Origin of the sequence: Xanthobacter aminoxidans, assembly GCF_043193615.1 — a bacterium.
Lineage (GTDB): Bacteria > Pseudomonadota > Alphaproteobacteria > Rhizobiales > Xanthobacteraceae > Xanthobacter > Xanthobacter aminoxidans.
Genome location: NZ_JBAFUS010000001.1, coordinates 1,811,526 through 1,833,434, shown reverse-complemented (window position 1 = coordinate 1,833,434; position 21,909 = coordinate 1,811,526). Strand labels below are relative to the sequence as shown.

At 68.9% G+C, this 21,909-nt stretch carries 21 protein-coding genes; 10 read left to right on the top strand and 11 right to left on the bottom strand.

What is annotated here, in order from left to right:
• Nucleotide 1: 1 nt before the first annotated feature.
• Entirely contained in the window at nucleotides 2-526 is a 525-nt protein-coding gene (locus tag V5F74_RS08410) for a CinA family protein (protein WP_081837459.1), read from the bottom strand.
• A 197-nt stretch (nucleotides 527-723) separates the two neighbouring features.
• Here V5F74_RS08410 and pdxR point away from each other — a divergent pair, with 197 nt between their 5' ends.
• The 3 genes from pdxR to V5F74_RS08395 all read left to right on the top strand — a co-directional run bounded on the left by pdxR (nucleotide 724) and on the right by V5F74_RS08395 (nucleotide 4,647).
• Entirely contained in the window at nucleotides 724-2,202 is a 1,479-nt protein-coding gene (gene pdxR / locus V5F74_RS08405) for a MocR-like pyridoxine biosynthesis transcription factor PdxR (RefSeq protein WP_197022930.1), read from the top strand.
• A gap of 19 nt (nucleotides 2,203-2,221) precedes the next feature.
• Entirely contained in the window at nucleotides 2,222-2,926 is a 705-nt protein-coding gene (locus V5F74_RS08400) for a class I SAM-dependent methyltransferase (RefSeq protein ID WP_038192635.1), read from the top strand.
• Between the two features lie 188 nt (nucleotides 2,927-3,114).
• Nucleotides 3,115-4,647: a class I adenylate-forming enzyme family protein gene (locus tag V5F74_RS08395; RefSeq protein ID WP_394007334.1), complete on the top strand. Its 1,533-nt coding sequence runs from the start codon at nucleotides 3,115-3,117 to the stop codon at nucleotides 4,645-4,647.
• Between the two features lie 22 nt (nucleotides 4,648-4,669).
• On the opposite strand, the gene V5F74_RS08390 is transcribed toward V5F74_RS08395, so the two are convergent.
• Complete coding sequence (locus V5F74_RS08390; protein ID WP_029555623.1) at nucleotides 4,670-6,310, bottom strand: GMC family oxidoreductase; 1,641 nt, start codon at nucleotides 6,308-6,310, stop codon at nucleotides 4,670-4,672.
• 130 nt (nucleotides 6,311-6,440) lie between these two features.
• Between V5F74_RS08390 and V5F74_RS08385 the strand changes: the two genes are divergently transcribed.
• A complete protein-coding gene (locus V5F74_RS08385) occupies nucleotides 6,441-7,334 on the top strand; it encodes a LysR family transcriptional regulator (RefSeq protein WP_394007332.1) in 894 nt (297 codons plus the stop codon).
• Here the strand turns inward: V5F74_RS08385 and V5F74_RS08380 are convergent.
• The gene (locus V5F74_RS08380; RefSeq protein WP_394007330.1) at nucleotides 7,321-8,223 is read right to left on the bottom strand and encodes a LysR family transcriptional regulator; all 903 of its coding nucleotides are present in this window, start codon (nucleotides 8,221-8,223) and stop codon (nucleotides 7,321-7,323) included. The two genes, V5F74_RS08385 and V5F74_RS08380, sit on opposite strands and share 14 nt — an antisense overlap.
• A gap of 96 nt (nucleotides 8,224-8,319) precedes the next feature.
• Between V5F74_RS08380 and V5F74_RS08375 the strand changes: the two genes are divergently transcribed.
• The gene (locus V5F74_RS08375) at nucleotides 8,320-9,819 is read left to right on the top strand and encodes a CoA-acylating methylmalonate-semialdehyde dehydrogenase (RefSeq protein WP_029555620.1); all 1,500 of its coding nucleotides are present in this window, start codon (nucleotides 8,320-8,322) and stop codon (nucleotides 9,817-9,819) included.
• Between the two features lie 88 nt (nucleotides 9,820-9,907).
• On the opposite strand, the gene zigA is transcribed toward V5F74_RS08375, so the two are convergent.
• The gene (zigA, locus tag V5F74_RS08370; RefSeq protein WP_394007327.1) at nucleotides 9,908-11,155 is read right to left on the bottom strand and encodes a zinc metallochaperone GTPase ZigA; all 1,248 of its coding nucleotides are present in this window, start codon (nucleotides 11,153-11,155) and stop codon (nucleotides 9,908-9,910) included.
• Nucleotides 11,156-11,350: 195 nt separating this feature from the next.
• Here zigA and V5F74_RS08365 point away from each other — a divergent pair, with 195 nt between their 5' ends.
• Together V5F74_RS08365 and V5F74_RS08360 are read left to right on the top strand one after the other, a co-directional pair.
• Nucleotides 11,351-11,710: a hypothetical protein gene (locus V5F74_RS08365; protein WP_029555618.1), complete on the top strand. Its 360-nt coding sequence runs from the start codon at nucleotides 11,351-11,353 to the stop codon at nucleotides 11,708-11,710.
• Between the two features lie 69 nt (nucleotides 11,711-11,779).
• Entirely contained in the window at nucleotides 11,780-12,325 is a 546-nt protein-coding gene (locus V5F74_RS08360) for a copper chaperone PCu(A)C (RefSeq protein WP_029555617.1), read from the top strand.
• A gap of 15 nt (nucleotides 12,326-12,340) precedes the next feature.
• Here V5F74_RS08360 and V5F74_RS08355 read toward each other — a convergent pair whose 3' ends face one another.
• The 7 genes from V5F74_RS08355 to V5F74_RS08325 all read right to left on the bottom strand — a co-directional run bounded on the left by V5F74_RS08355 (nucleotide 12,341) and on the right by V5F74_RS08325 (nucleotide 18,757).
• Nucleotides 12,341-12,742, bottom strand: a complete 402-nt coding sequence (locus V5F74_RS08355) for a VanZ family protein (protein WP_394007325.1) — start codon at nucleotides 12,740-12,742, stop codon at nucleotides 12,341-12,343.
• Between the two features lie 78 nt (nucleotides 12,743-12,820).
• Nucleotides 12,821-14,119 (bottom strand): LLM class flavin-dependent oxidoreductase, encoded by a 1,299-nt coding sequence (locus V5F74_RS08350; protein WP_394007323.1) that lies wholly within the window; start codon nucleotides 14,117-14,119, stop codon nucleotides 12,821-12,823.
• A gap of 203 nt (nucleotides 14,120-14,322) precedes the next feature.
• The gene (locus V5F74_RS08345) at nucleotides 14,323-15,075 is read right to left on the bottom strand and encodes an ABC transporter permease (RefSeq protein ID WP_029555614.1); all 753 of its coding nucleotides are present in this window, start codon (nucleotides 15,073-15,075) and stop codon (nucleotides 14,323-14,325) included.
• A complete protein-coding gene (locus V5F74_RS08340; protein ID WP_250167250.1) occupies nucleotides 15,072-15,878 on the bottom strand; it encodes an ABC transporter permease in 807 nt (268 codons plus the stop codon). Before V5F74_RS08340 ends, V5F74_RS08345 begins: the two co-directional genes overlap by 4 nt.
• Nucleotides 15,875-16,897, bottom strand: a complete 1,023-nt coding sequence (locus V5F74_RS08335) for an ABC transporter substrate-binding protein (RefSeq protein WP_250167249.1) — start codon at nucleotides 16,895-16,897, stop codon at nucleotides 15,875-15,877. Before V5F74_RS08335 ends, V5F74_RS08340 begins: the two co-directional genes overlap by 4 nt.
• Nucleotides 16,898-17,099: 202 nt before the next feature.
• Complete coding sequence (locus V5F74_RS08330) at nucleotides 17,100-17,891, bottom strand: class II aldolase/adducin family protein (protein WP_394007492.1); 792 nt, start codon at nucleotides 17,889-17,891, stop codon at nucleotides 17,100-17,102.
• A 14-nt stretch (nucleotides 17,892-17,905) separates the two neighbouring features.
• A complete protein-coding gene (locus V5F74_RS08325) occupies nucleotides 17,906-18,757 on the bottom strand; it encodes an ABC transporter ATP-binding protein (protein ID WP_245279273.1) in 852 nt (283 codons plus the stop codon).
• Nucleotides 18,758-18,997: 240 nt separating this feature from the next.
• Here V5F74_RS08325 and V5F74_RS08320 point away from each other — a divergent pair, with 240 nt between their 5' ends.
• From V5F74_RS08320 to V5F74_RS08310, 3 genes are all read left to right on the top strand, one after another.
• Nucleotides 18,998-19,702 carry a GntR family transcriptional regulator gene (locus V5F74_RS08320; RefSeq protein WP_250167247.1) on the top strand — a complete coding sequence of 235 codons (705 nt, stop codon included), beginning with the start codon at nucleotides 18,998-19,000 and terminating at the stop codon, nucleotides 19,700-19,702.
• A 105-nt stretch (nucleotides 19,703-19,807) separates the two neighbouring features.
• Nucleotides 19,808-20,587, top strand: coding sequence for an SDR family oxidoreductase (locus tag V5F74_RS08315; RefSeq protein WP_024280710.1), 780 nt, complete (start codon nucleotides 19,808-19,810; stop codon nucleotides 20,585-20,587).
• 65 nt (nucleotides 20,588-20,652) lie between these two features.
• Nucleotides 20,653-21,786 carry a pyridoxal phosphate-dependent aminotransferase gene (locus V5F74_RS08310; protein ID WP_394007319.1) on the top strand — a complete coding sequence of 378 codons (1,134 nt, stop codon included), beginning with the start codon at nucleotides 20,653-20,655 and terminating at the stop codon, nucleotides 21,784-21,786.
• The last annotated feature ends 123 nt before the right edge of the window (nucleotides 21,787-21,909 follow it).

The window sequence follows — 21,909 nt, the reverse complement described above, 5'->3', positions numbered from 1 at the left end:
GTCAGCCGAGCTGGGATTTGAGCAGCGCGAGGGCGGCCTGCACGGCGCACAGGCGCACATTGTCCCGGCTGCCAGGGAAGACGTGGCGCTCTTCCGCGAGGCCGCCGTCGCGGGTGGCGACTGCGATGAAGATGGTGCCCACGGGGTTCACCGCATTGCCCCCGCCCGGCCCGGCATAGCCGGTGATGGCGACGGTGGCGCCGGCCTCGGAATGGTCGAGCAGGCCCTGGGCGAGGCCGCGCGTGACCTCGGCGCTCACCGCCCCATGGGCGGCCGAGACGGCGGCCGGCACGTCGAGCCCGGTGGCCTTGGCGGAGGAGTGATACAGCACATAGCCCCGCTCGAAGATCTCCGAAGCGCCGGACACCGAGGTGAGGCAGGCGGCAACCAGGCCGGACGTGACCGTCTCGGCGGCGGCGAGCCGGATGTTTCGCGCCCGCGCGGCCGCCAGCACGTCGGCGGCAAGTGTGAGGAGGGGCGCGGGAAACAGGGTTTCGTCCGCCTGGAGCAAAGCGGTGTCGGGCATAAGTGTCGCCTCAGATGCGGGCGCGGCCGCAATTCATTAAAGCACGCGTGTCGACGGTGAAAATGGTTGTCCCCCCTCGGTCAAGTCAAGCAAGCGGCCGGGGTGGCCCCAAAACGCCGACAGCGACTGGCCCTCTCGCCACTGGCCCCAACAGGTGCCAACATGGGGCGCTGCCCGGACCAATGGGATGCGACGCCGTGCTGATCTCCCTCGACCGCGCCTCCGCTTTGAGTCTCCAGGAACAGCTTTTCGAACAGATCCGTCAGCAGATCCTCGACGGGCGTTTGAAGGCAGAGTCGGCGGTGCCGTCCTCCCGCCATCTCGCCCAGCAACTGGGCGTCTCGCGCAACTCGGTGACGTTCGCCTATGAACGGCTCATCAACGAGGGCTACCTCGTCACCCGCCCCATGGTCGGCACCTATGTGGCTGCGGTGGTGCCGGAAGCCGCCATGAGCGCGGTGAGCGCGTCCGCCTCGGCCGCCTCGGTGCGCGCGGAGGCGCCGGCCCCGGCGGAGCGGCGCTCGCCGGAGAAGCTCGCCCCCGCCGCCTTCACCGGCCGGCCCCATTCCATCCTCAACACCAGCCGCATCCCCATCGATTTCTGGCCCCAGCGCACCGATCCGCGCGCCTTCCCGCTGAAGACATGGCGCCGCCTCGTGCTGCACGCCCTCGCCGTGGCCGGGCACAATCTCACCGAATATGGCGAGCCCTGCGGCCTGATGGCGCTGCGCACCGCCATCGCCGACCATGTGGCGGTGATGCGCGACATCCACGTGCGCCCCGAGCAGGTGGTGATCGTCGCCGGCGCGCAGCTCGCGCTCAACCTCGCGCTCCGGGTGCTGGCGCGGGAGGGCGACGCGGTGGTGGTGGAAAATCCGTGCAGCCAGGGCGCCGCCTATCTGTTCGAAAGCGTCAATATGCGCCCCCACCCTTTGCCCGTGGACGAACACGGCATCGACACGTCGCGCCTGGCGGGAGTGGCGGCGCAGCTCGCCTATGTGATGCCCTCCCACCAATACCCCATGGGCGGCGTGCTCTCGCTGGAGCGGCGCCAGCACTTGCTCGCCTGGGCCGATCGAACTGGCGCCTATCTGATCGAGGACGATTACGACAGCGAGTTCCACTATGGCGGCATGCTGCTGCCGGCGCTCAAGGCCATGAGCCCGGAAAACGTGATCTATCTCGGCACCTTCTCCAAATCGCTGGGCGCGGGGCTGCGCACGGGCTTCGCCATCTTCCCCGATCACCTCGCCCCGGCAGCGGGGGCGGCGAAGGCGCTGCTCGACAACGGCCATGTCTGGCTGGAGCAAGCGGCGCTCGCGGAATTCCTCCACACCGGCGGCTTCGTGCGCCACCTGCGGCGGGTGCGGCTGCGCTACCAGCAGCGCCGCAACGTGCTAGTCTCCGCGCTGCGCGACGCCTTCGGGCGGGTGGAGCTGCGCGGCACGGAGGCCGGCACTCATCTCGCCTGGAAGCTGCCGCCCGGCATGCCTCGCGCGCATCAGATGGCGGCGCTGGCGAAGAGCCGCAATGTCGGCCTCTACACCATCCAGAACGGCGGCGGACATGAATACGGCAGCGCCGATGTGAGCAACGACTGGCTCCTCCTCGGCTATGCCTCCCTCGCCGAGGAGCAGATCGAAGCCGGCATTCACCGCCTGCGCGGCGCGCTGTAGGCGGCAGGGAGAAAGCGGAATGAGCGGGCAGCAGGCAGAGGCGGCGGGGCGGCCGCAGGGCACGGCGCTGGCGGTGATCGAGGACTGGCTGGGGCCGCTGGCCGGTCGGTCCATCCTCGACATCGGCTGCGGCCATGGCGCGCTGGCGCGGGCTCTGACGGCGCAGGGCGCCCGCGTCCACGGCATCGATCCCGGGCCGGAGGCCATCGCGTCGGCCCGTGCGGCGGTGCCGGAGGCGACGTTCACCGAGGCGGGGGCCGAGGCGCTGCCCTTCGCGGACGGAAGTTTCGATGCCGCGATCTTCCTCAACAGCCTGCATCATGTGCCGGCGGGCCTGATGGCCGCGGCGCTCGGCGAGGCGCTCCGGGTCAGCCGTGGGCCGGTGCTGGTGGTGGAGCCGCTGGCGGAGGGCAGCTACTTCGAAGCGCTGCGGCCGGTGGAGGACGAAACCGCCATCCGCGCCCTCGCCCAGAAGGCCCTCTCGGCCTGCCTCGCAAGCGGCGCGGCACAGGCGGTGCGTCGGCTCGATTACGACGACGTGCGTCGTGTCGCCGGGGTGGATGGCTTTCTCGCGCGTGCGGTTGCGGTCGATCCCGCGCGGGCTGCGGCGGCGGAGCAGCATCGCGGCACAGTGGAGGCGCTGCTGGCCCGATGGGGTGTCGCGGAGGTCGGCGGCATCCGGCTGGAGCAGCCCCACCGGGCGCTTCTGCTGGCGCGGGCGTGAGACAGCTCTGAGAGGGTGAAGGACCTCCTCGCCGCCGTGACAGCCATGGTGCCGTTCTCGGTGGTGCTGCTCCGGCGGGCGGATGGAACGATGCGGCGGACGTCCGGTCCCGTGCGTCCGGTTGGTGGCCGAGCTGAACCTCTGCAATCGCGCTGGCGCGGGCGGGGCGCGCCAGCCATGATCGCACCATGACCGAGACCGTGAATCAGGCTGCCCCGCATCCCTTCAACCTCGCCCGCTTCTGCCTCACCGGGGCGGGCGCGGCGGCGGACAAGCCGGCCTTGCTGGTGGCCGAGGGACCGAAGGGACGTATCATCGAACGCTGGAGCTACGGTGAATTGCGGGAGGCCGTGCTGCGCGTGGCCGGCGGCTTCGCCGGATACGGTTTGCCGCGCGGGTCGCGGGTGCTGCTGCGGGTGGGCAACACCTCGCAATTCCCGCTGATGTTCTTCGGTGCCATCGCCGCCGGGCTCGCGCCCATCCCCACCTCCACCATGCTCACGGCGCATGAGGTGGAGATGATCCTTGACGATTCCGGCGCGGCTCTGGTGGTGGGCGACGGTTCGGGCGTGATGCCCATGCCGCGCGCGGGCGTTTCCATCATCGATGCCGCCGGCATGTCGCGGCTCGGCGCGGCCTCCGCCATCGATTTCTCCGATACGGCCGCGGACGACCTCTCCTTTCTGGTCTTCACCTCCGGCACCAGCGGGCGGCCCAAGGGCGTCGCCCACGCCCAGAGGGTGGGGCTCGGGCGCATCCCCATGCGCGCCGGCTGGCATGACCTGAAGGGCGACGACCTGCTGTTTCACGCCGGCGCCTTCAACTGGACCTATACGCTCGGCGTCGGCCTCATGGACCCCTGGGCGGTGGGGGCGACCAGCATCGTCCATCTGGGCGATCGCCCGCCCGGCGCATGGCCCGATTTGCTGGAGGAGACCGGCGCCACCCAGTTCGCCGCCGTGCCCGGCCTCTACCGGCGCATCCTGAAATACGCCCGCATCACGCCCGACCGTTTTCCTGCCCTGCGCCACGGCCTCACCGCCGGTGAGGCGCTCAAAGCGGCGTTGCACGGTGAATGGGTGGAGGCAACCGGGCGCACGCTCTACGAGGCGCTGGGGATGAGCGAGATTTCCACCTACGTCTCCTCCGGCCCTCTCGTGCCGACCCGGCCGGGCAGTCCCGGCAAGCCGCAGGCGGGGCGGCGCGTGGTCGTGCTGCCGCCGGAGGGCGAGGCGCCGGACGCGCTCCACCCGCTTCCGGCGGGCGATACCGGCGTGCTCGCCGTGCATCGCTCCGATCCCGGCCTGATGCTGGGCTATTGGGGCCTGGCCGAAGAGACCGCGGCAGCGATGCGCGGCGCGTGGTTCCTCACCGGCGACCTCGCCCGCTTCGATGCGGATGGCTACCTCTGGTACGAGGGCCGCGCGGACGACCAGATGAACGCCTTCGGCTATCGCGTGGCGCCGGAAGAGGTGGAGCGGGCGTTGGCCGCCCATCCGGACGTGGCGGAAGTGGCGGTGGCGGAGACGCTATCGGGCGACGTTTCCCTCGTTACCGCGTTCGTGGTGCTGCAGGCGGGGGGCGAGGCCGATGCGGCGGCGCTCGAAGCCTGGGCCGCGGAGCACCTCGCCGAATACAAGCGCCCCCGCGCCTATGTCTTCATCGAGGAACTGCCCCGCACCGGCTCCGGCAAGGTGATGCGCCGGGCGCTCAGGGGGTAGGGGCGGCGCTGCCGCCCCGCCCTCACGCTGCCGCCGAAGAGGCCCCGGCCCGCGCATCCTCCAGCGCCAGCCGCGCGCCCTTCTCCGCGATCATCGCCGTGGGCGTGTTGGTGTTGCCGGAGGTGATGGTGGGCATGATGGAGGCGTCGATCACGCGCAGCCCGCCGAGGCCGATGAAGCGCAGGCGCTCGTCCACCACCGCCATGGGATCATCCACCCGGCCCATCTTCGCCGTGCCCACGGGATGGAAGATGGTGGTGCCGATGTCGCCCGCCGCCTTGGCGAGGGACGCATCGTCGTCGCCCACGGACGGGCCGGGCAGATATTCCTCCGGCCGATAGGGCGCGAGGGCCTGCTGGCGCATGAGGCGGCGGGTGACGCGGATGGCGTCGGCCGCCACCTGCCGGTCTTCTTCGGTGGTGAGATAGTGCGGCGCGATCTGCGGCTTTGCCTCGGGATCGGCCCCCGTGATGCGCACGATGCCGCGCGAGGTGGGGCGCAGGTTGCACGCCGCCACCGTGATGGCCGGGAAGCGGTGCAGCGGCTCGCCGAACTTGTCCAGCGACAGCGGCTGCACGTGGAACTGGATGTTCGCCCGCTCCTGATGGGGATCGGACCTGGTGAAGATGCCGAGCTGCGAGGGCGCCATGGTAAGCGGCCCGCGCCGGCGCAGGGCATAGTCCACGCCCATCAGGGCGCGGCGTGGCAGGGAATAATAGGTCTCGTTCAGGGTGCGGATGCCGGAGACCTTGTAGATGGCCCGCTGCTGGAGATGATCCTGCAGATTGCGCCCCACCCCCTGCCGATCCAGCACCGTCTCGACGCCGCGTTCGGCGAGCCACTCGCCCGGCCCGACGCCCGAGCGCTGGAGGATCTGTACCGAGCCGATGGAGCCGGCGGTGAGGATGACCTCGCCGCGCGTGCGCGCCTCGATCCAGCGCCCGTTCTGGCGATAGCGTACGCCCACGGCGCGGCCGTGCTCGATGATGAGGCGATCGGCCAGCACCTCGGTTTCCAGCCGGAGGTTCGGACGGCCGAGGGCGGGCTTGAGGAAGCCGCGCGCGGAGGACCAGCGTCGGCCGAACTTCTGGTTCACATGGAAATAGCCGACGCCTTCGTTGTCGCCGGTGTTGAAGTCCGGCACCTTGCGGATGCCCAGCTCCGTGGCGGCATCGGCCACCGCGTTCAGCACCGGCCACTCGATGCGCGGCGGCTCGATGCGCCAGCCGCCGCCGGCCCCGTGGATGTCGCTGGCGCCGAGGAAATGGTCCTCCAGCGATTTGAAGGCCGTCAGCACGTCCGACCAGCCCCAGCCGGAGAGGCCGAGCTGACGCCAGTGGTCATAGTCCGCCGCCTGGCCGCGCATGGAGATCATGGCATTGATGGCCGAGCAGCCGCCGATGACCTTGCCGCGGGGATAGTTCAGCGCGCGGCCGTTCAGGCCCGGCTCGGCATCGGTCTTGAACATCCAGTCGGCGCGCGGATTGCCGATGGCGAAGAGATAGCCGACGGGGATGTGAAACCAGATCCAGTTGTCCCGCCCGCCGGCTTCCAGCAGCAGTACGCGGGTGCGCGGATCGGCCGAGAGGCGGTTCGCGACGATGCAGCCGGCCGTGCCGGCGCCGACGACGATATAGTCGTAATCCCCTTCGAGCCGTTCCACTGGCGCCTCCCGCTTGTTTGTCTCCGCTGGTGATCCCAGCTTGGATTTCTGCACGCAAGAACGATAGGTTCCGATCCATCCTGCAATTTTGCAGGAATGGCCTCAACACGCGCACGGACTTCACCGCATCATGGATTGGGACGACCTGCGCATCTTCCTCCAGCTCGTCCGCACCGGGCGCATGGCCGGTGCCGGGCGGGCGCTGGGGCTGGACGATACCACGGTGGGCCGGCGCGTCGCGCGGCTGGAGGCGGCGGTGGGCGCGCCCCTCGTCACCCGCGCCGGGCGGCGCACCCTCATCACCGAGGAGGGGCAGAAGCTGGCGCAGGCGGCGGAGGAGATGGAATCCCTCGTGCTGCGCAAGATCACCGGCCTCGGCGAGGGCGAGCGCCAGCCCACCGGGCGGGTGCGCGTGGGCGCGCCGGAGGGGCTGGGCGTCGGCTATCTCGCGGCCCGGCTCGCGGCGCTCTCCGCCGACAATCCGAGGCTGGAGACGGAGCTGGTAGCCCTGCCGCGCTCCTATTCGCTGGCGAGCCGCGAGGTGGACATCGCCATCACGCTGGACCGGCCCATTGCCGGGCAGGTGAAGGTGCGCAAGCTCACGGACTACACGCTCGGGCTCTATGGCACGTCGGCCTATCTCGACCGGCGCGGACGGCCGGCGACGGCGGATGACCTGAAAGACCATGTGCTCGCCGGCTATATCCCCGAACTCCTCTTCACCCGCGCCCTCAACTTCTCGCAGCTCGGGCCGGGGGTGGAGCTGAAGCCGGTCATCCGCTCCACCAGCGTCATCGCGCAGGTGAATGCGGTGCTGTCCGGCGCCGCCATCGGCGTGCTGCCGGCCTTTCTCGCGGCACCCCATCAGGCGCTCGTGCCGCTGCTGGAGGACGAGGTGCGCCTCACCCGCAGCTACTGGCTCTCCGTGCACGACGATCTCGCCCACCTCGCCCGTGTGCGGGCAGTGCTGGACACCATCACAGCGGTGGTGCGGGCGGACCGGGCCGCGTTCATTCGCAGATGAAGCGGGCGCGCTCCTCGCGGAAACGGCGGGCGAGGAAGGCGCGCACGGTGGCGATGCGGCGCACCTCCACCGTGTCGGGATGGGCGAGCAGGAAATAGCTGCGGCGGAAGGCGATGCGCGGCAGGATGCGCACCAGCGCGTCGCCATAATAAGCGGCGGCGAAATCGTGCAGCACGCCGATGCCGGCACCCGAGCGCACCGCCTCCATCTGGCCGGTGACGCTGGCGCAGCGGAAGGGCTGGCCGCCGTGCTTCTCCAGCACGCCGGAATAATCCAGCGCCGAGGCATAGGCGAGGTCCTCCACCCCCGTCACCACCCGCCGGCCGGCCAGCTCCGCCTCGCTCTCCGGTGCGCCGAAAGCCGCGATGTAGCTGGCGGCGGCATAGGCGCCCAGCGTGTAGTCGGTGAGGCGCGAAACCGTCAGGCGGCCCTCGGTGGGCCGGTCGAGCACGATGGCAAGGTCCGCCTCGCGCCGGGAGAGGGAGAAGGTGCGCGGCAGCGGCACCAGTTCCACCACCAGATGGGGATGGAGCAGCGCGAGCCGCCCCAGCTCCGCCGCGAGGAAATAATTGCCCAGCCCGTCCGGCGCGCCGATGCGCACGGTGCCGGAGACCTCCGCCTCCTCCTTGCGGAAGCGCTCGGCGATGCCCAGCATTTCCGCCTCCACCCGTTCCGCCGCCGGCAGCAGCCGCTCGCCGGCCTGGGTGAGCACGCAGCCGGTGGGGCGGCGGTCGAACAGGGGGCTGCCCAGCGCCGCCTCCAGCGCATCGAGCCGGCGGGCGATGGTGGCGTGGTTCAGCGCCAGCTGCTTTGCGGCGGCGAGCAACTGCCCGCGCCGGGCGACGGCGAGGAAGACGCGCAGGTGATCCCAATCGAGGGCGATGTCCATGGGCTATAATATTCGCACAACAGATGCTCGGACAATGGCATTGCTGCGCGTCGTTTGAAGCGCCATCACGGAGGCAATTCTAACGGGAGGCGCATCATGCCCACGCAGATTTCCCACTTCATCGGCGGCAAGCTCGTCGCCGGCACCAGCGGCCGCACGGCGCCGGTCTACAATCCCGCCACCGGCGCGCAGACCGGCGAGGTTCCGCTCGCGTCCGCCGCCGAAGTGCGCGCGGCGGTGGAGATCGCCAACAAGGCCGCCCCCGGCTGGGCCGCCACCACGCCGCTGCGCCGCGCGCGCATCCTCAACGCCTTCCTGCGCATCCTGGAAGAGCGTGTGGACCAGATCGCCGAGGTGGTGAGCGCCGAGCACGGCAAGGTGTTTTCCGACGCCAAGGGCGAGGTGCAGCGCGGCATGGAGGTGGTGGAGTTCGCCACCGCCGCTCCGCAGCTTCTGAAGGGCGAGATCACCGAGGATGTGGGCACCCGCATCGACAGCCACGCGGTGCGCCAGCCCCTCGGCGTCGTCGCCGGCATCACGCCGTTCAACTTCCCGGCCATGGTGCCCATGTGGATGTTCCCGGTGGCGCTGGCCTGCGGCAACTGCTTCGTCCTGAAGCCCTCCGAGCGCGATCCCTCCGCCTCCCTGTTGCTGGCCCAGTGGCTGAAGGAAGCCGGCCTGCCGGACGGCGTGTTCACCGTCATCCACGGCGACAAGACCGCCGTTGACGCGCTGCTCGACGATCCGGACATCCAGGCGGTGAGCTTCGTGGGCTCCACCCCCATCGCCCGCTACATCTACGAGACCGCCGCGCGCACCGGAAAGCGCTGCCAGGCGCTGGGCGGTGCCAAGAACCACATGATCGTCATGCCCGACGCGGACATGGACCAGGCCGTGGACGCCCTCATGGGCGCCGCCTACGGTTCGGCCGGCGAGCGCTGCATGGCCATCTCGGTGGCCGTGCCGGTGGGCGAGGCCACCGCCGAGGCGCTGATGGCGAAGCTGGAGCCGCGGGTGCGCGCGCTCAAGGTCGGCCCCGGCACGGACCCCGAGTCCGAGATGGGTCCGCTGGTGACGCAGCAGCACCTCGACAAGGTGTCGGGCTATGTGGACCAGGGCGTCGCGGAAGGCGCCAAGCTGGTGGTGGACGGCCGTGGCCTCAAGCTTCAGGGCTATGAGGACGGCTACTACATCGGCGGCACCCTGTTCGATCACGTGACGCCGGACATGCGCATCTACAAGGAGGAGATCTTCGGACCCGTCCTCTCCGTGGTGCGCGCCGACAGCTACGACACCGCCGCCGACCTCATCAATAAGCACGAGTTCGGCAACGGCACCGCGATCTTCACCCGCGACGGCGATGCCGCCCGCGAGTTCGCGCACCGCATCAAGGTGGGCATGATCGGCATCAACGTGCCGATCCCGGTGCCCATGGCGTTCCACTCCTTCGGCGGCTGGAAGGCGTCGCTGTTCGGCGACCACCACATGCACGGGCCGGAGGGCGTGCGCTTCTACACGCGCCTCAAGACCATCACCACCCGCTGGCCCACCGGCATCCGCGCCGGCGCCGAATTCGTGATGCCCACCATGAAGTGAGGAAGAGGGGAGAGGCGCGCGCCCCTCCCGTCCTTGCATGACGTGAGGCGAGGGGAGGGGTCTCAGGCCCCTCCCTTTCTTTTTTGGCTCAGGCCGGCACCGCTTCCCAGTTGGGGAAGGGGTCCGGCAAATTCTTGAAGGCGCTGGCGTCGAACCTCTTGGGGTCCGCCGGGCCGACGAGGCAGGCGTCGAGGGCCGCGCGCATGGCGCCCTCGTCCAGCCCCATGCCGATGAACACCAGTTCCTGCCGCCGGTCGCCATAGCCCGGCACCCAGTGGGAGCGCAGCCACGAGCGCCAGTCCGGCTGGGTCGGCCAGTGCTCCTTCGGCACGCTCGCCCACCAGCGCCCGGCGGTGCCGGTCTGGCAGATGGAGCCGGCAAGGCTCATCTCGCCCACGCGCTTCGGCCGCGTCGCCAGCCAGAACAACCCCTTCGCCCGCACCAGCCCCGGCCATGTCCGCGCCAGGAAGGCCTGGAAGCGCTCGGGATGGAACGGCCGCCGCGCGCGATAGACGAAGCTCGACACGCCGTATTCCTGCGTCTCCGGCACATGGTCCTTGAAGCCGTTCAGCTCCTTGAACCAGACGGGATGCGTGCTCGCCTTCTCGAAATCGAAGCGCCCGGTGCCCAGCACCTCGGCGAGCGGCACGCGGGACTGGTCCGTCTCGATCAGCCGCGCATCGGGATTGAGCGACTTCACCACCCCGCGCACGATCTTCAGCCGCTCTTCGTCGATGCTCGACACCTTGTTGAGGATGATGACGTCGGCGAACTCGATCTGGTCGGTGAGAAGGTCCACCAGCGTGCGCTGATCCTCCTCGCCGGCCACCTCGCCCCGGTCGCGCAGGAAGTCGCGGGAGCCGAAGTCCTTCAGCAGGTTCGCCGCGTCCACCACCGTCACCATGGTGTCGAGCCGCGCCACGTCGGAGAGGGACTGGCCGTCCTCGTCGCGGAAATCGAAGGTGGCGGCCACCGGCAAGGGCTCGGCGATGCCGGTGGATTCGATGAGGAGATAGTCGAACCGCCCATCCTGGGCGAGGCGGCGCACCTCGGTGAGGAGGTCGTCGCGCAGCGTGCAGCAGATGCAGCCGTTGGTCATCTCCACCAGCTTCTCCTCGGTATGGGAGAGGTTGGCGCCGCCGGAGCGCACCAGTTCGGCGTCGATGTTCACCTCGCTCATGTCGTTGACGATGACGGCAACGCGCAGCCCCTCGCGATTGGCGAGGATGTGGTTGAGCAGCGTCGTCTTGCCGGCGCCGAGGAAGCCGGAAAGCACGGTGGTGGGCAGTCGGGCATCGGTGCGGGCGTCGGTGACGTCGCGGCGGATTGGGATCATGGGCAGGCTCCGGACGAGCGCGCGCAGGTGCGGCGCATGAACTGATATAATGTATCAATAGAATGATTGGGGCGTGCGTCAAGGCGCGCAGCAAGATGCCGTAACGACGGCGCTTTTCGTCGGCCGCAGGCGGTGGCAAGCTTGATGGGCGCGCGAGTTCGTTGCGCGCGATCAGCGCCGCCTGAGGCCTCCATCATGGCTGCCCCGCGTCCCGCCGCGCGCGAGACGATTGCGATCCTGAGCGCCTATGTGCTGGTCCTTCAGCTTCTGCTGGCGGGGCTGGCGGGCGGCGCATTCGCCGGCACGGGGGATGGTGCGCTGTGCGCTGTCTCGGCCGCCGGCGCGGGCAGCGGCGCGGCGTCTGGCCACGCGGTTTCCGGCGATGATTGCTGCATCGGCGCCTGCCTCGTCCTCGATGCGCTGGAAGGCCCGCTGCCGCCTGTGCCGCACCTGCCTGAAGGGCAGGCTGCACCGGTCCGCCGGAGCGCCGATGGCGTCGCCGTTCGTCTGGCTCCGGGGCGACCGCTCCCGCCCGCGCGTGCGCCCCCGGTCTGATGCGTCCACCGCTCGGTCGCTGACCAGACGCAAACGTCCGCCCAGGCGGATCGCATCTCCGGAGGAAACATGCCCCAACGTCCGCACCCGCGGCGCAGCCGCCCTATTGGCCGTTTCTATGGCGAGGAAATCCTTGCCGCGACGCTCTTCGCGCTCTGCCTGCTGCTCGTCTCGGCGCAGCAGCTTCTGGCCCATGAATACAAGGTCGGCGACCTGCTCATCGACCATCCCTGGGCGCGGGCGACCCCGCTCGGATCGGACATGGGCGCCGGCTATGTCGCCATCCACAATTCAGGCGCGACGCCCGACCGCCTGGTCTCCGCCTTCGCGCCCTTCGCCCGGCGCGTCGAACTTCAGGAGATGACCATGAAGGATGGCCTGATGCGCATGATGCCCATCAAGGGCGGGCTGGAGATCCCTGCCGGCGGCACCCTCGTGCTCGAGCCGAGCAGCCATCACCTCGTCTTCGTCGACCTGAAGGAGCAGCTCAAGGAGGGCGAGATGATGGACGCCACGCTGACCTTCGAGAAGGCCGGCAAGGTCAAGATCCAGTACAGGATCGAGGCCATCGGCGCGACCGCCATCGACAAGATGCACCACCCGCTGGGGCAGTGAGGTGCGCGCCCGCCGTTAGCGGCGGGCGAGCCACGCCGAAAGGCGCGGCAGCACGATATAGCGGGCGGAGGAGACCCCGATCAGCGCCCCGAGCGTGCTCGCGAACCAGTTGTCGAACCCGGCGGAGCGGCCGGGTATCCAGATCTGGCAGATCTCGAAGAAAGCGGAGGCCGCCGAGAAGGCGATCACCAGCACCGGCAGTGACGGACGCCGCAGCGCCAGCGCGACGAAGCAGGCTGTTCCGGCATAGGCGACCACATGCTCGATATTGCCGGAGAAGCCAGTGTGCGGCCGCTCGTTCCCCGGCAGCAGTGACAGCACGGTGATGACGAGGCAACAGGCGGCAGCGAGCGCTTTCAGCAGCGGGCCTTCCGGCCGGAGCCGGTCGAGGACCGCGCGGGGAGGAACGAAGGACATGGGGCAACCCTGCGGCGCGGCAATGGGCCTGTTTGGCCGATCGCCGCGGCGAAGGAAAGGCAGTCGTCTGCCTGCCGCTCAGAAGTTCGGGTTGACCGGCCGTTCCAGCCCCAGAAGGTGCCGCAGGGTCGGCCCCTCATAGGCGGTCCGGAAGAGGCCGCGCTCCTGCAGGATCGGAATGACCAGATCGACGAAATCGTCGAACGCGCCGGGGAAATAGGGCGGCATCACGTTGAAGCCGTCCGCCGCGCCGCTCTCGAACCAGAGCTGGAGCGTGTCGGCGACTTCCTCCGCCGAGCCCACCAGCACCCAGTGGCCACGGGCGGCGGCGACCATGTTGTAGACGTCGCGCAGGGTGCCGCCCTCGCGCTTCGCCTTGGCGAGCATGACGCCGGTGAACGACTTGTAGGTGTCCGCCTCGGGCAGGTCCGGGATGGGGCCGTCGAGGTCGTAGGCGCTCATGTCCGTGCCGAACCGCTCGGAGAGCATGCCCAGCGCGTTCTTCGCATCCACGAAGCGCATCAGCTCGGCGAGCTTCTCGCGTGCCTCCTGCGCCGTGCGGCCCACCACCGGCATCACGCCCGGCAGCACGCAGACGTCCTCGGGCTTGCGGCCGAGGGCGGGCAGGCGATCCTTCAGCGACTTGTAGCCGGCCTGCGCCTCCGCCATGTCCTGCACCACGGCGAACACGATGTCCGCCGTCCGCGCGGCGAGCTGCTGCCCCGGCTCGGAGCCGCCGGCCTGCGAGATGATGGGATGGCCCTGCGGGGACCGGGAAATGTTGAGCGGCCCCTTCACCTTGAAGAACTCGCCTTCATGGTCCAGCGCCTTCACCCTGGCGGGGTCGATGTAGAGGCCGGTCTCCCGGTTGGCGACGATGGCGTCGTCCGCCCAGCAGTCCCACAGACCCTTCACCACGTCGAGGAACTCGCCGGCGATCTCGTAGCGCTTGGAATGGTCGGGGTGCTGGGTGCCGAAGTTCGCGGCGGCGGCCGGGGCTGCCGTCGTCACCGCGTTCCACACGGCGCGCCCGCCGGAGATGTGGTCCAGAGAGGCGAAGGCGCGGGCGACCGTGTAGGGGTCGGAATAGGTGGTGGAGACGGTGCCGCCGAGGCCGATGTGCTTCGTCGCACCGGCGACGGCGGAGAGCAGCGTTAGCGGCTCGAGCCGCGCCGTGTAGGAGGGGTGCGCGGACGGGTCGGCGTTGAGGTTGTCGCCCATGAAGATGAGGTCGAACAGCCCGCGCTCGGCGGTGGCCGCGATCTGCCGCACCGCCTCGATGTCCTCGAAGGTGTCGACGGCCCCCGGCACGCGCCAGCCGGCGATGTGGCTCCCCGTTCCGAGCAGGAACAGTCCGAAATGCATCTTGCGGGTCATGGGCGGTCCGTTGTGAAAGGTCGTGGAATCGCTCGGGGCAGACATCTGGGGGCTGTCATGGCCGGGCTTGTCCCGGCCATCCATGTGGCGCGGCCGGGCGCTCCATACGCCGACGGTGGCGCGATCGGCACGACGTGGATGCCCGGGACGAGCCCGGCCATGACGGTTAGGGCGGTGAAGTGGAGGCGGTCACTGCGACCGCTCTACTTCCAGAACACCAGCCGTCGCTCGGCGAGGCCGACGAGGCCGAAGAAGGCGAGGCTTGCGGCCGAGGCGATGAAGATGGCCGACCACACCTTCACGAAATCCACCTGCAGCACCGCCTGGTAGATCACCCAGCCGAGGCCGTCATAGGCGCCCAGCATCTCGGTGACGATGGCGACGATGACCGCGCGCACGGTGGAGACGCGCAGGCCCGCCGCGATCAGCGGCAGCGCGGTGGGAAGGCGCAGGCGGAACAGGATGGCGAGCCGCCCCGCCCCGAAGGAGCGCATGAGGTCCACCGAGCGGCGATCCACCCGGTCGAGGCCGGCGAGGGCCGAGAGAAAGACAGTGAAGGAGACGGCAAGCGCCACCATCACCACCTTCGACGGCATGCCGATGCCGAACCACAAAAGGATCAGCGGCGACCACGCCACCACCGGCACCGAATTGATGGAGGTGGCCACCGGCACGATGGCGTTGCGCGTCATCGGGATGAGGGTGATGACCACCGCCAGCGCGATGCCGATGACGGCGCCGATGACATAGCCGGAGAAGGCTTCCGCGAAGGTGTAGGCCCCGGCGAGGAACAGCGTCGTGCGGTGGTCGAAGATGCTGCCAAGGATGGCGCTGACCGAGGGCAGCGTATAGGCCGGCAGATTGAAGCCGCGGGCGACGCCTTCCCAGGCGAGGACCAGCAGCACCATGCCGAGGGCGCCGCGCTGGAGCGCGCGGGAGGATTGAGGCGCGCTCATTGCTCGGCCCCCCAGAAGACGAGGGCGCGCTCGGCGGCGGCCACCACGGCATAGAAGCCGGTGCCGAGCAGCGCGCACATGGCGATGGCGGCCCAGATGGCGACGACGTTCTCGTTGTACATGCCTTGCAGCAGCAGCACGCCGAGGCCCACCGTGTCGCCGAACCATTCGCCGACGATGGCGCCCACCAGCGACAGCGCCGAGGCGAGGCGCAGCGCCACGAAGATCTGCGGCAGCGCCGCCGGAAGCTGGAGCCGGGTGAGGATCTGGAAGCGGCTGGCGCCGAAGGAGCGCATCAGCGCCTCCTGGCGCGGGTCCACGCTTTCAAGGCCCAGCAGCGCGTTCACCGTCACCGGGAAGAAGGTGAGGTAGAAGGAGATGGCGGCCTTGGCGATGAGCGTGTTGCCGAACCACAGCACCACCAGCGCACCGAAGGCGATGACCGGGATGGTCTGCGAGACCACGAACACCGGGAAGATCAGCTCGCGCAGCACCCGCGCGCGGAAGAAGACGATGGCGATGCCCACGCCGAAGATCGCACCCGAGGTGAAGCCCATCAGCGTCTCGGTGAGGGTGCGCAGGAAGCCCTGCACATAGGGCTCTGGGGTGGCGAGGATGGCGTTCAGCACCAGGGTCGGCCGCGGCACGTACCAGGGCTTCACATTGAGGACGATGACGAGTCCCTCCACCGCCGCCAGCACGGCGAGGAGGATGGCGAGCCCGCGCACGGCGCGGAAGAGCGCCGTGACGAGCGGGGAAGTCCCCGGCCGTGTGGCCGGGGACTGGAGGGTTGTCGCGCTCACGGACGGCGGTCCGCCACCGGGATGGCTTCAAGGAAGGAGCGGTTGAAGGTGGCGGCGAGGTCGACGGGCTTGGAAATGACCTTGGCGTCGAGGAAGAGCTGCTGGGTGATCTTCACCGCGTCCATGTCGATCCAGAACAGGCCGTCCTCCTTCACCTTGCCGGCCGTCATCAGCTTCTGCACCTCGGCGAGCTGGAATTCCTGATGGGCGCGGTCCAGCGTGGGGGCGGCCTTCATGATGGTGTCCACCGCGCCCTTGGGATCGGAGAAGGCATCCTTCCAGCCCTTGATGGAGGCGCGCAGGAAGGCCTTCACCAGCTCCGGCTTTTCCTTGGCGGTCGTCTCGGAGACGATCAGCGTGTCACGCGGGAAGGTGATGCCGGAATCCTCCGCCACGAAGGTGCGGAGCTTCTCTTCGCCCATGCGGGTCTTGATGGTGTAGTATTCGTTGTAGCGGGTGGCGGTGATGACATCGACCTGCCCGTCCACGAACGGCGTCACGCTGACCTGCTGGGGCTGGATGTCCACCAGCGCGGGATCGACGCCGTTCTTGGTCAGCATGGCCTTGAGCACGTGGTTCGCGCCGGTGAACCAGGTGGTGACCTTCTTGCCCTTGAAGTCCTGGATGGTCTTGATGGGACCGTCGGCGCGCACCACGAAGACGAAGGGCGTCAGCTGGTGGGAGATGCCGACGCACACCACCGGCAGGCCCTTGTCGCGGGCAGCGAACACGCTGTCGAGGCCGCCCGAGAGGCCGAACGTGTCGGCACCGGTGGCGACGAGGTTTTCCGCGAGGATGTTCGGGCCGCCCGGATTGATGGTGAGGTCGATGCCCTCGGCCTTGTAGTAGCCCTTGGCCACCGCGACGTAGAAGCCGGCGAACTGCGCCTGCGGCAGCCACTTGAGGCGCAGCGTGGCGGGGACCGGGTCAGCCGCGAGGGCCGGCAGGGCGCCGACGGCCGTGGAGAGAAGCGCGGCGCCGGCCGCGAGGGTGGAGAGGAAGGTTCGGCGAGGGATCATCAGGTGGTCTCCGCTGGAAGGGTGCGTTCTTGGTGTTTTTGTAAGGGTCGTCTGGCTCTATCCGCTCGTCATCCCCCGGCTTGTCCGGGGAACCCACGGAACGGCCGGGCCGGCTCCGGGGCGCCCGCCAGCCGACGGGCGGCGGGGGGAATGCCCCGGACGAGCCGGGGCATGACAGCGCGGCGGGAACCGGCCATGCCGCTCAGCTCCGGTAGCTCGGGTCGGCGCGGTCGAGCTGGCGCATGAGGGCCGGCCATTCGCGCTCGCCGGGAACAAGGATGTCGCCCTGCATCTCCCAGAACTGGCGGGCGGCCTTCTCGCACACCTCGGGAGGCGGCATGACCAGCTTCACGCCGGAGGCGCAGGCCGCCTGCATGGCGAGCTGGATGCGCGCGGCACGTTCGAAATAATAGAGCAGCATGAAGGCTTCGCCCGGCGTGCGGCCCACGGTGAGGATGCCGTGGTTGCGCATCAGCATCACCTTGTTCGTGCCGAGGTCCGCCACGAGGCGGGCCTGCTCGTCCATGTCGATGGCGACGCCCTCGTAATCGTGGAACGCCTGCCGGTTGTAAAAGCGCATGGCGAACTGGGAGAGCGGCAGAAGGCCCTCTTCCTGCCCCGAGACGGCGACGCTCGCGTCCGAATGGGTGTGCAGCACGCAGGCGGCGTCCGAGCCGGTCTTGTGGATCGCGGCGTGGATGACGAAGGCCGCGAGATTGATCTCGTAGGGCGTGTTGTCGATCTTGCGCCCGTCGATGTCGATCTTCACCAGGCTCGATGCGGTGATCTCGTCGAAGAGAAGGCCGTAGGGGTTGAGCAGGAACTGCTCTTCATGCCCCGGCACCCGCATAGAGATGTGATTGTAGATCAGGTCGTCCATGCCGAGCTTCGCCACCATGCGGTAGCAGGCGGCCAGGGCGACGCGGGCCTCCCACTCGGAGGCCTCCATGGACGCGGGCTTTTCAGCAAGAGCTGCCATCACTTGAGTGGCCATCACTTGAGTGGTCATCACTTGCCCTCCGCGGTGAAGGACTTCATGGCTTCCTCCTCGATGGCCTCCAGAAGCGTGCGCTTGAGGCGGATGAATTCGGGGGAGATGACGATCTCCGCCGGGCGCGGGCGGGGCAGGTCCACCTTCTGCTCCAGCTTCACCTTGCCAGGGCGGGCGCTCATCACCAGCACGCGGTCGCCGAGGAACAGGGCCTCGTCCACGTCGTGGGTGATGAACAGGATGGTGCGCTGGTGCTTCTGCCACACGTCCAGCAGCCAGCGCTGCATCATGGTGCGGGTGAGGGCGTCCAGCGCGCCAAACGGCTCGTCCAGCAGCATCAGGTCGCGCTTGAACAGGAAGGTGCGCATAAGCGCCACGCGCTGGCGCATGCCGCCGGAGAGCTGGTGCGGATACTGCTGGCCGAAGCCGGTGAGGCCGAATTCCGGCAGCATCTTTTCCGCGAGGGCGCGGGCCTCCTTGCGGGGGGCGCCCTCCACCTCCAGCGCCAGGATGGCGTTGTCGATCACCGTGCGCCATGGCAGCAGCAGGTCGCGCTGGGGCATGAAGGAGACGCGGCCGAGCAGGTCGGCGGCGATCACGCTGTTGCCCTCGAAGCGCATGGCGCAGCCGGGGTCCGGCTCCTCGAGGCCGGCGACGATGTTGAAGAGCGTGCTCTTTCCGCAGCCGGAGGGGCCGACCACGGTGACGAACTCGCCCTTGTCGATGGTCGCCGTGAAGCCGTCGAGGGCGCGGGTGGCCCCGAACGTCTTGGTGACGCCGGTGAGGGAGAGAATCTGCGCGGCGTCGGACGCGCCCGCCGCCTTGGCGGCGAGGGCGGCCTCGCCGGAACCTTGGATGGAAACCGGCAAGCCTGCCTCTTTCTTCTTTGTATAATGAGCGCCCATCGGCGCATGCGAAAGAACGGTGGTCATGCCTTCCCTGCTAGCAATCGACATGCCACACTTCTTGCAAGGACACTCTATGGACCGCACGCCGGGCGTCAACCACTGAAGGTAACGGGACATTGCGCGTTCCGGAGGCCCTTGGATGGATGCCGCGGTTGCGTTGATGTATACTGAACTGCAATTTCGAGAATGCAAATGGCTATCATGAGTGCACAAGAAGGCAGCACCTGCCTGCCGCTTGATCAGAATGGTCGCTCCGGCCTGCCCGGCGAGACCCTGGCTGATCGCATCCGCCGCACGCTGGAGGCGGATATTTCCTCCGGCCGGCTGGAGCCGGGCTCGAAGCTGGACGAACAAGAGCTTGCCGAGCAGTTCGGCGTGTCCCGCACCCCCGTGCGCGAGGCCTTTCGGCTGCTCGCCGCGAGCCATCTGGTGGAATTGCGCGGCCGGCAGGGCGCCGTCGTGCGCACCATTTCCGCGCAGATCCTGATCGAGATGTTCCAGGTGATGGCCGAGCTGGAAGGCCTGTGCGCGCGCCTGGCGGCGCGGCGGGCGAGCCCCGCGCAGCTCGGCCGAATCGAGGCAATTCACAAGCGCCTGGAGGAGGTTAGCGCGTCAGGCGACGTGGATCTCTTCTATGATGTGAACCAGGAGTTCCACGAGGCGGTCTACGAGGCCTCCTGCAACGGCTTCCTCGCCGACCAGACGCGCCGGCTGCGCAACCAGGTGGCCGCCTATCGCCGCCGCGTGACCCACCGCCCGAGCCGGATTCCCAAGACATTGAAAGAACATGGCGAGGTCATCGCGGCCATCCGCGTGCACGATGACGAGGCCGCCCAGCGCGCCATGCGGGACCATGTGAACCTACTTGGGGACGATCTTCTGGACTTCCTCGCCGCCTACGGATGACCCGCTTCTGAGCGTTTTTTGAATTTCTTGGTATGCATATTGCTAGAGTTTGTATATCCAATTTGGCGACCCCTTCGGCGCCACCTGCCCATCGGAGATGCAAACTTGAAGCTCGACCTCACCGACAAGACCGCCCTCATCACCGGCGCGTCCAAGGGCATCGGCCTTGCGACGGCCCGCGTGTTCGCGGCTGAAGGCTGCCATCTCCATCTCGCCGCCCGCAACGGCGAGGCCCTCGCCGAGGCCAAGGCCGAGATCGAGGCCGCCCACGGCGTGAAGGTGTGGATCTATCCGGTGGACCTCGGCTCCACGGAAGCCATGGAGAAGCTGGCGGCGGACGTGGGTGACGTGGACATCCTCGTCAACAATGCCGGCGACATCCCGGCCGGCTCGCTGGACGTGGTGGACGATGCTTCCTGGCGGCGGGGTTTCGACCTCAAGGTGTTCGGCTACATCACCCTCTCGCGCGCCTATTACGCCCGCATGCGCGGCAAGGACGGCGTGATCGTCAACGTCATCGGCAATTCCGGCGAGAACTGGGATGCGAGCTACATCGCCGGCTCCACCGGCAATGCCGCGCTCATGAGCTTCACCAAGGCGCTGGGCGGCGCGAGCCTGAATGACGGCGTGCGCGTGGTGGGCGTGAACCCCGGCCCCGTCGCCACCGACCGCATGCTCAAGATCATGAAGCGCAAGGCCATCGATATGCTTGGCGCCGAGGAGCGTTGGGAGGAGCTGTTCGACAAGTATCCCGGCAAGCGCCCCGCGACCGCCGAGGAAGTGGCCGATCTCGTCGCCTTCCTCGCCTCCCCGCGCGCCGGCTACATCACCGGCACCAACGTGACCATCGACGGCGGCATCTCCGCCCGCGGCTCGGTCATCTGACGCATCCGTTTGCCGGCGCCGCCGCGACGGCGGGCGCCGGCCCCCCTTTCGAGGAAACTGCCTTCATGTCCTCCGCCCGGCTGCGCAACCGCTATTTCGACACCCTCTTCTCCACCCCCGGCCTCATGTGGATGGGCCAGAACACCAACCACATCGCCGCCCATCCCGCCGTGGAAGAGGCCATGATCGCCTCCATCCGCGCGCAGGAATACAATGCCTACGCGCCCCCGCTGGGCTTCGAGGCGCTGCGCGCCGCCATCGTGGACGACCTCGGCACGCCGGGCGCTGAAGCCCTCATCACCGAGGGCGGCGTGAATGCGCTGGCCCTCGTGTGCCGCGCCCACTGCCGGCCGGGCACCACCTTCGTCACCACCGATCCCACCTGGAAGTGGCCCTGCCTGTTCGCCAGCCAGATGGGCGCCGAGGTGATCGAGATCCCGATCTACGACCCGGCCGTGAACTACAAGCTCACCCCCGAGGCGCTGCGCGCCAACGTGGATGAGCGCACCGCCATCATCTATCTGGTGGACCCGAACAATCCGCTGGGCATCCGCTACACCCGCGAGGAGATCGAGGCGTTCTGCGAGATCGCCAAGGAGTGCGGTGCGCTGCTGGTGCACGACTGCACCTACCGCGACTTCGCCGATGGCCATTATCCCGCGCTGCTGGCGGCGCCGGATCGCGCGCTGGTCTCGCTCTCCTTCTCCAAGTGGCTGGGCCTCGCCGGCATGCGCATCGGCGCGCTGGTGGGCGCGCCGGAGCTGCTCGACGCCTGCTCGGCCCGCACCACCTCCGTGCTCGGCGCGAGCGTCCTCGCCCAGCGCGCGGCGGAGGCGGGGCTGAAGGTGAAGGGCGAGTGGATGCAGACGGTGCGCCGCATCGACCGCGCCAACAAGGCGAAGATCCACGACGCGGCCCTCGCCATCGAGGGCCTGAGCGTGCCGGTCTATCCTTCCCACGGCAACTTCCTGGTCATCGAGACGGAGGCGGCGGGCATCCGACCCGAGGCGCTGGTGGAAGCGGCCCGCCGCAAGGATCTGATGATCCGCCAGGGCACCTACCACACCGCCCGCTTCGGCGACCGCTTCATCAAGGTGTCCACCTCGGTGCCGGAAGACTGGGCCGACCGCTTCGTGGAGCTGCTGCCGTCGCTGGTGGCCGAGGCCCGCACGTTGAATGACGTGCCGGCGCAGTTCTGAGGACGGGTTTCCTGTCACGCCGTCATGCCCGGCCTCGTGCCGGGCATCCACGTCGGGCCGACGAGACACATGCCAGGTAGGTGTTCCCGGCGCTACGACGTGGATGGCCGGGACAAGCCCGGC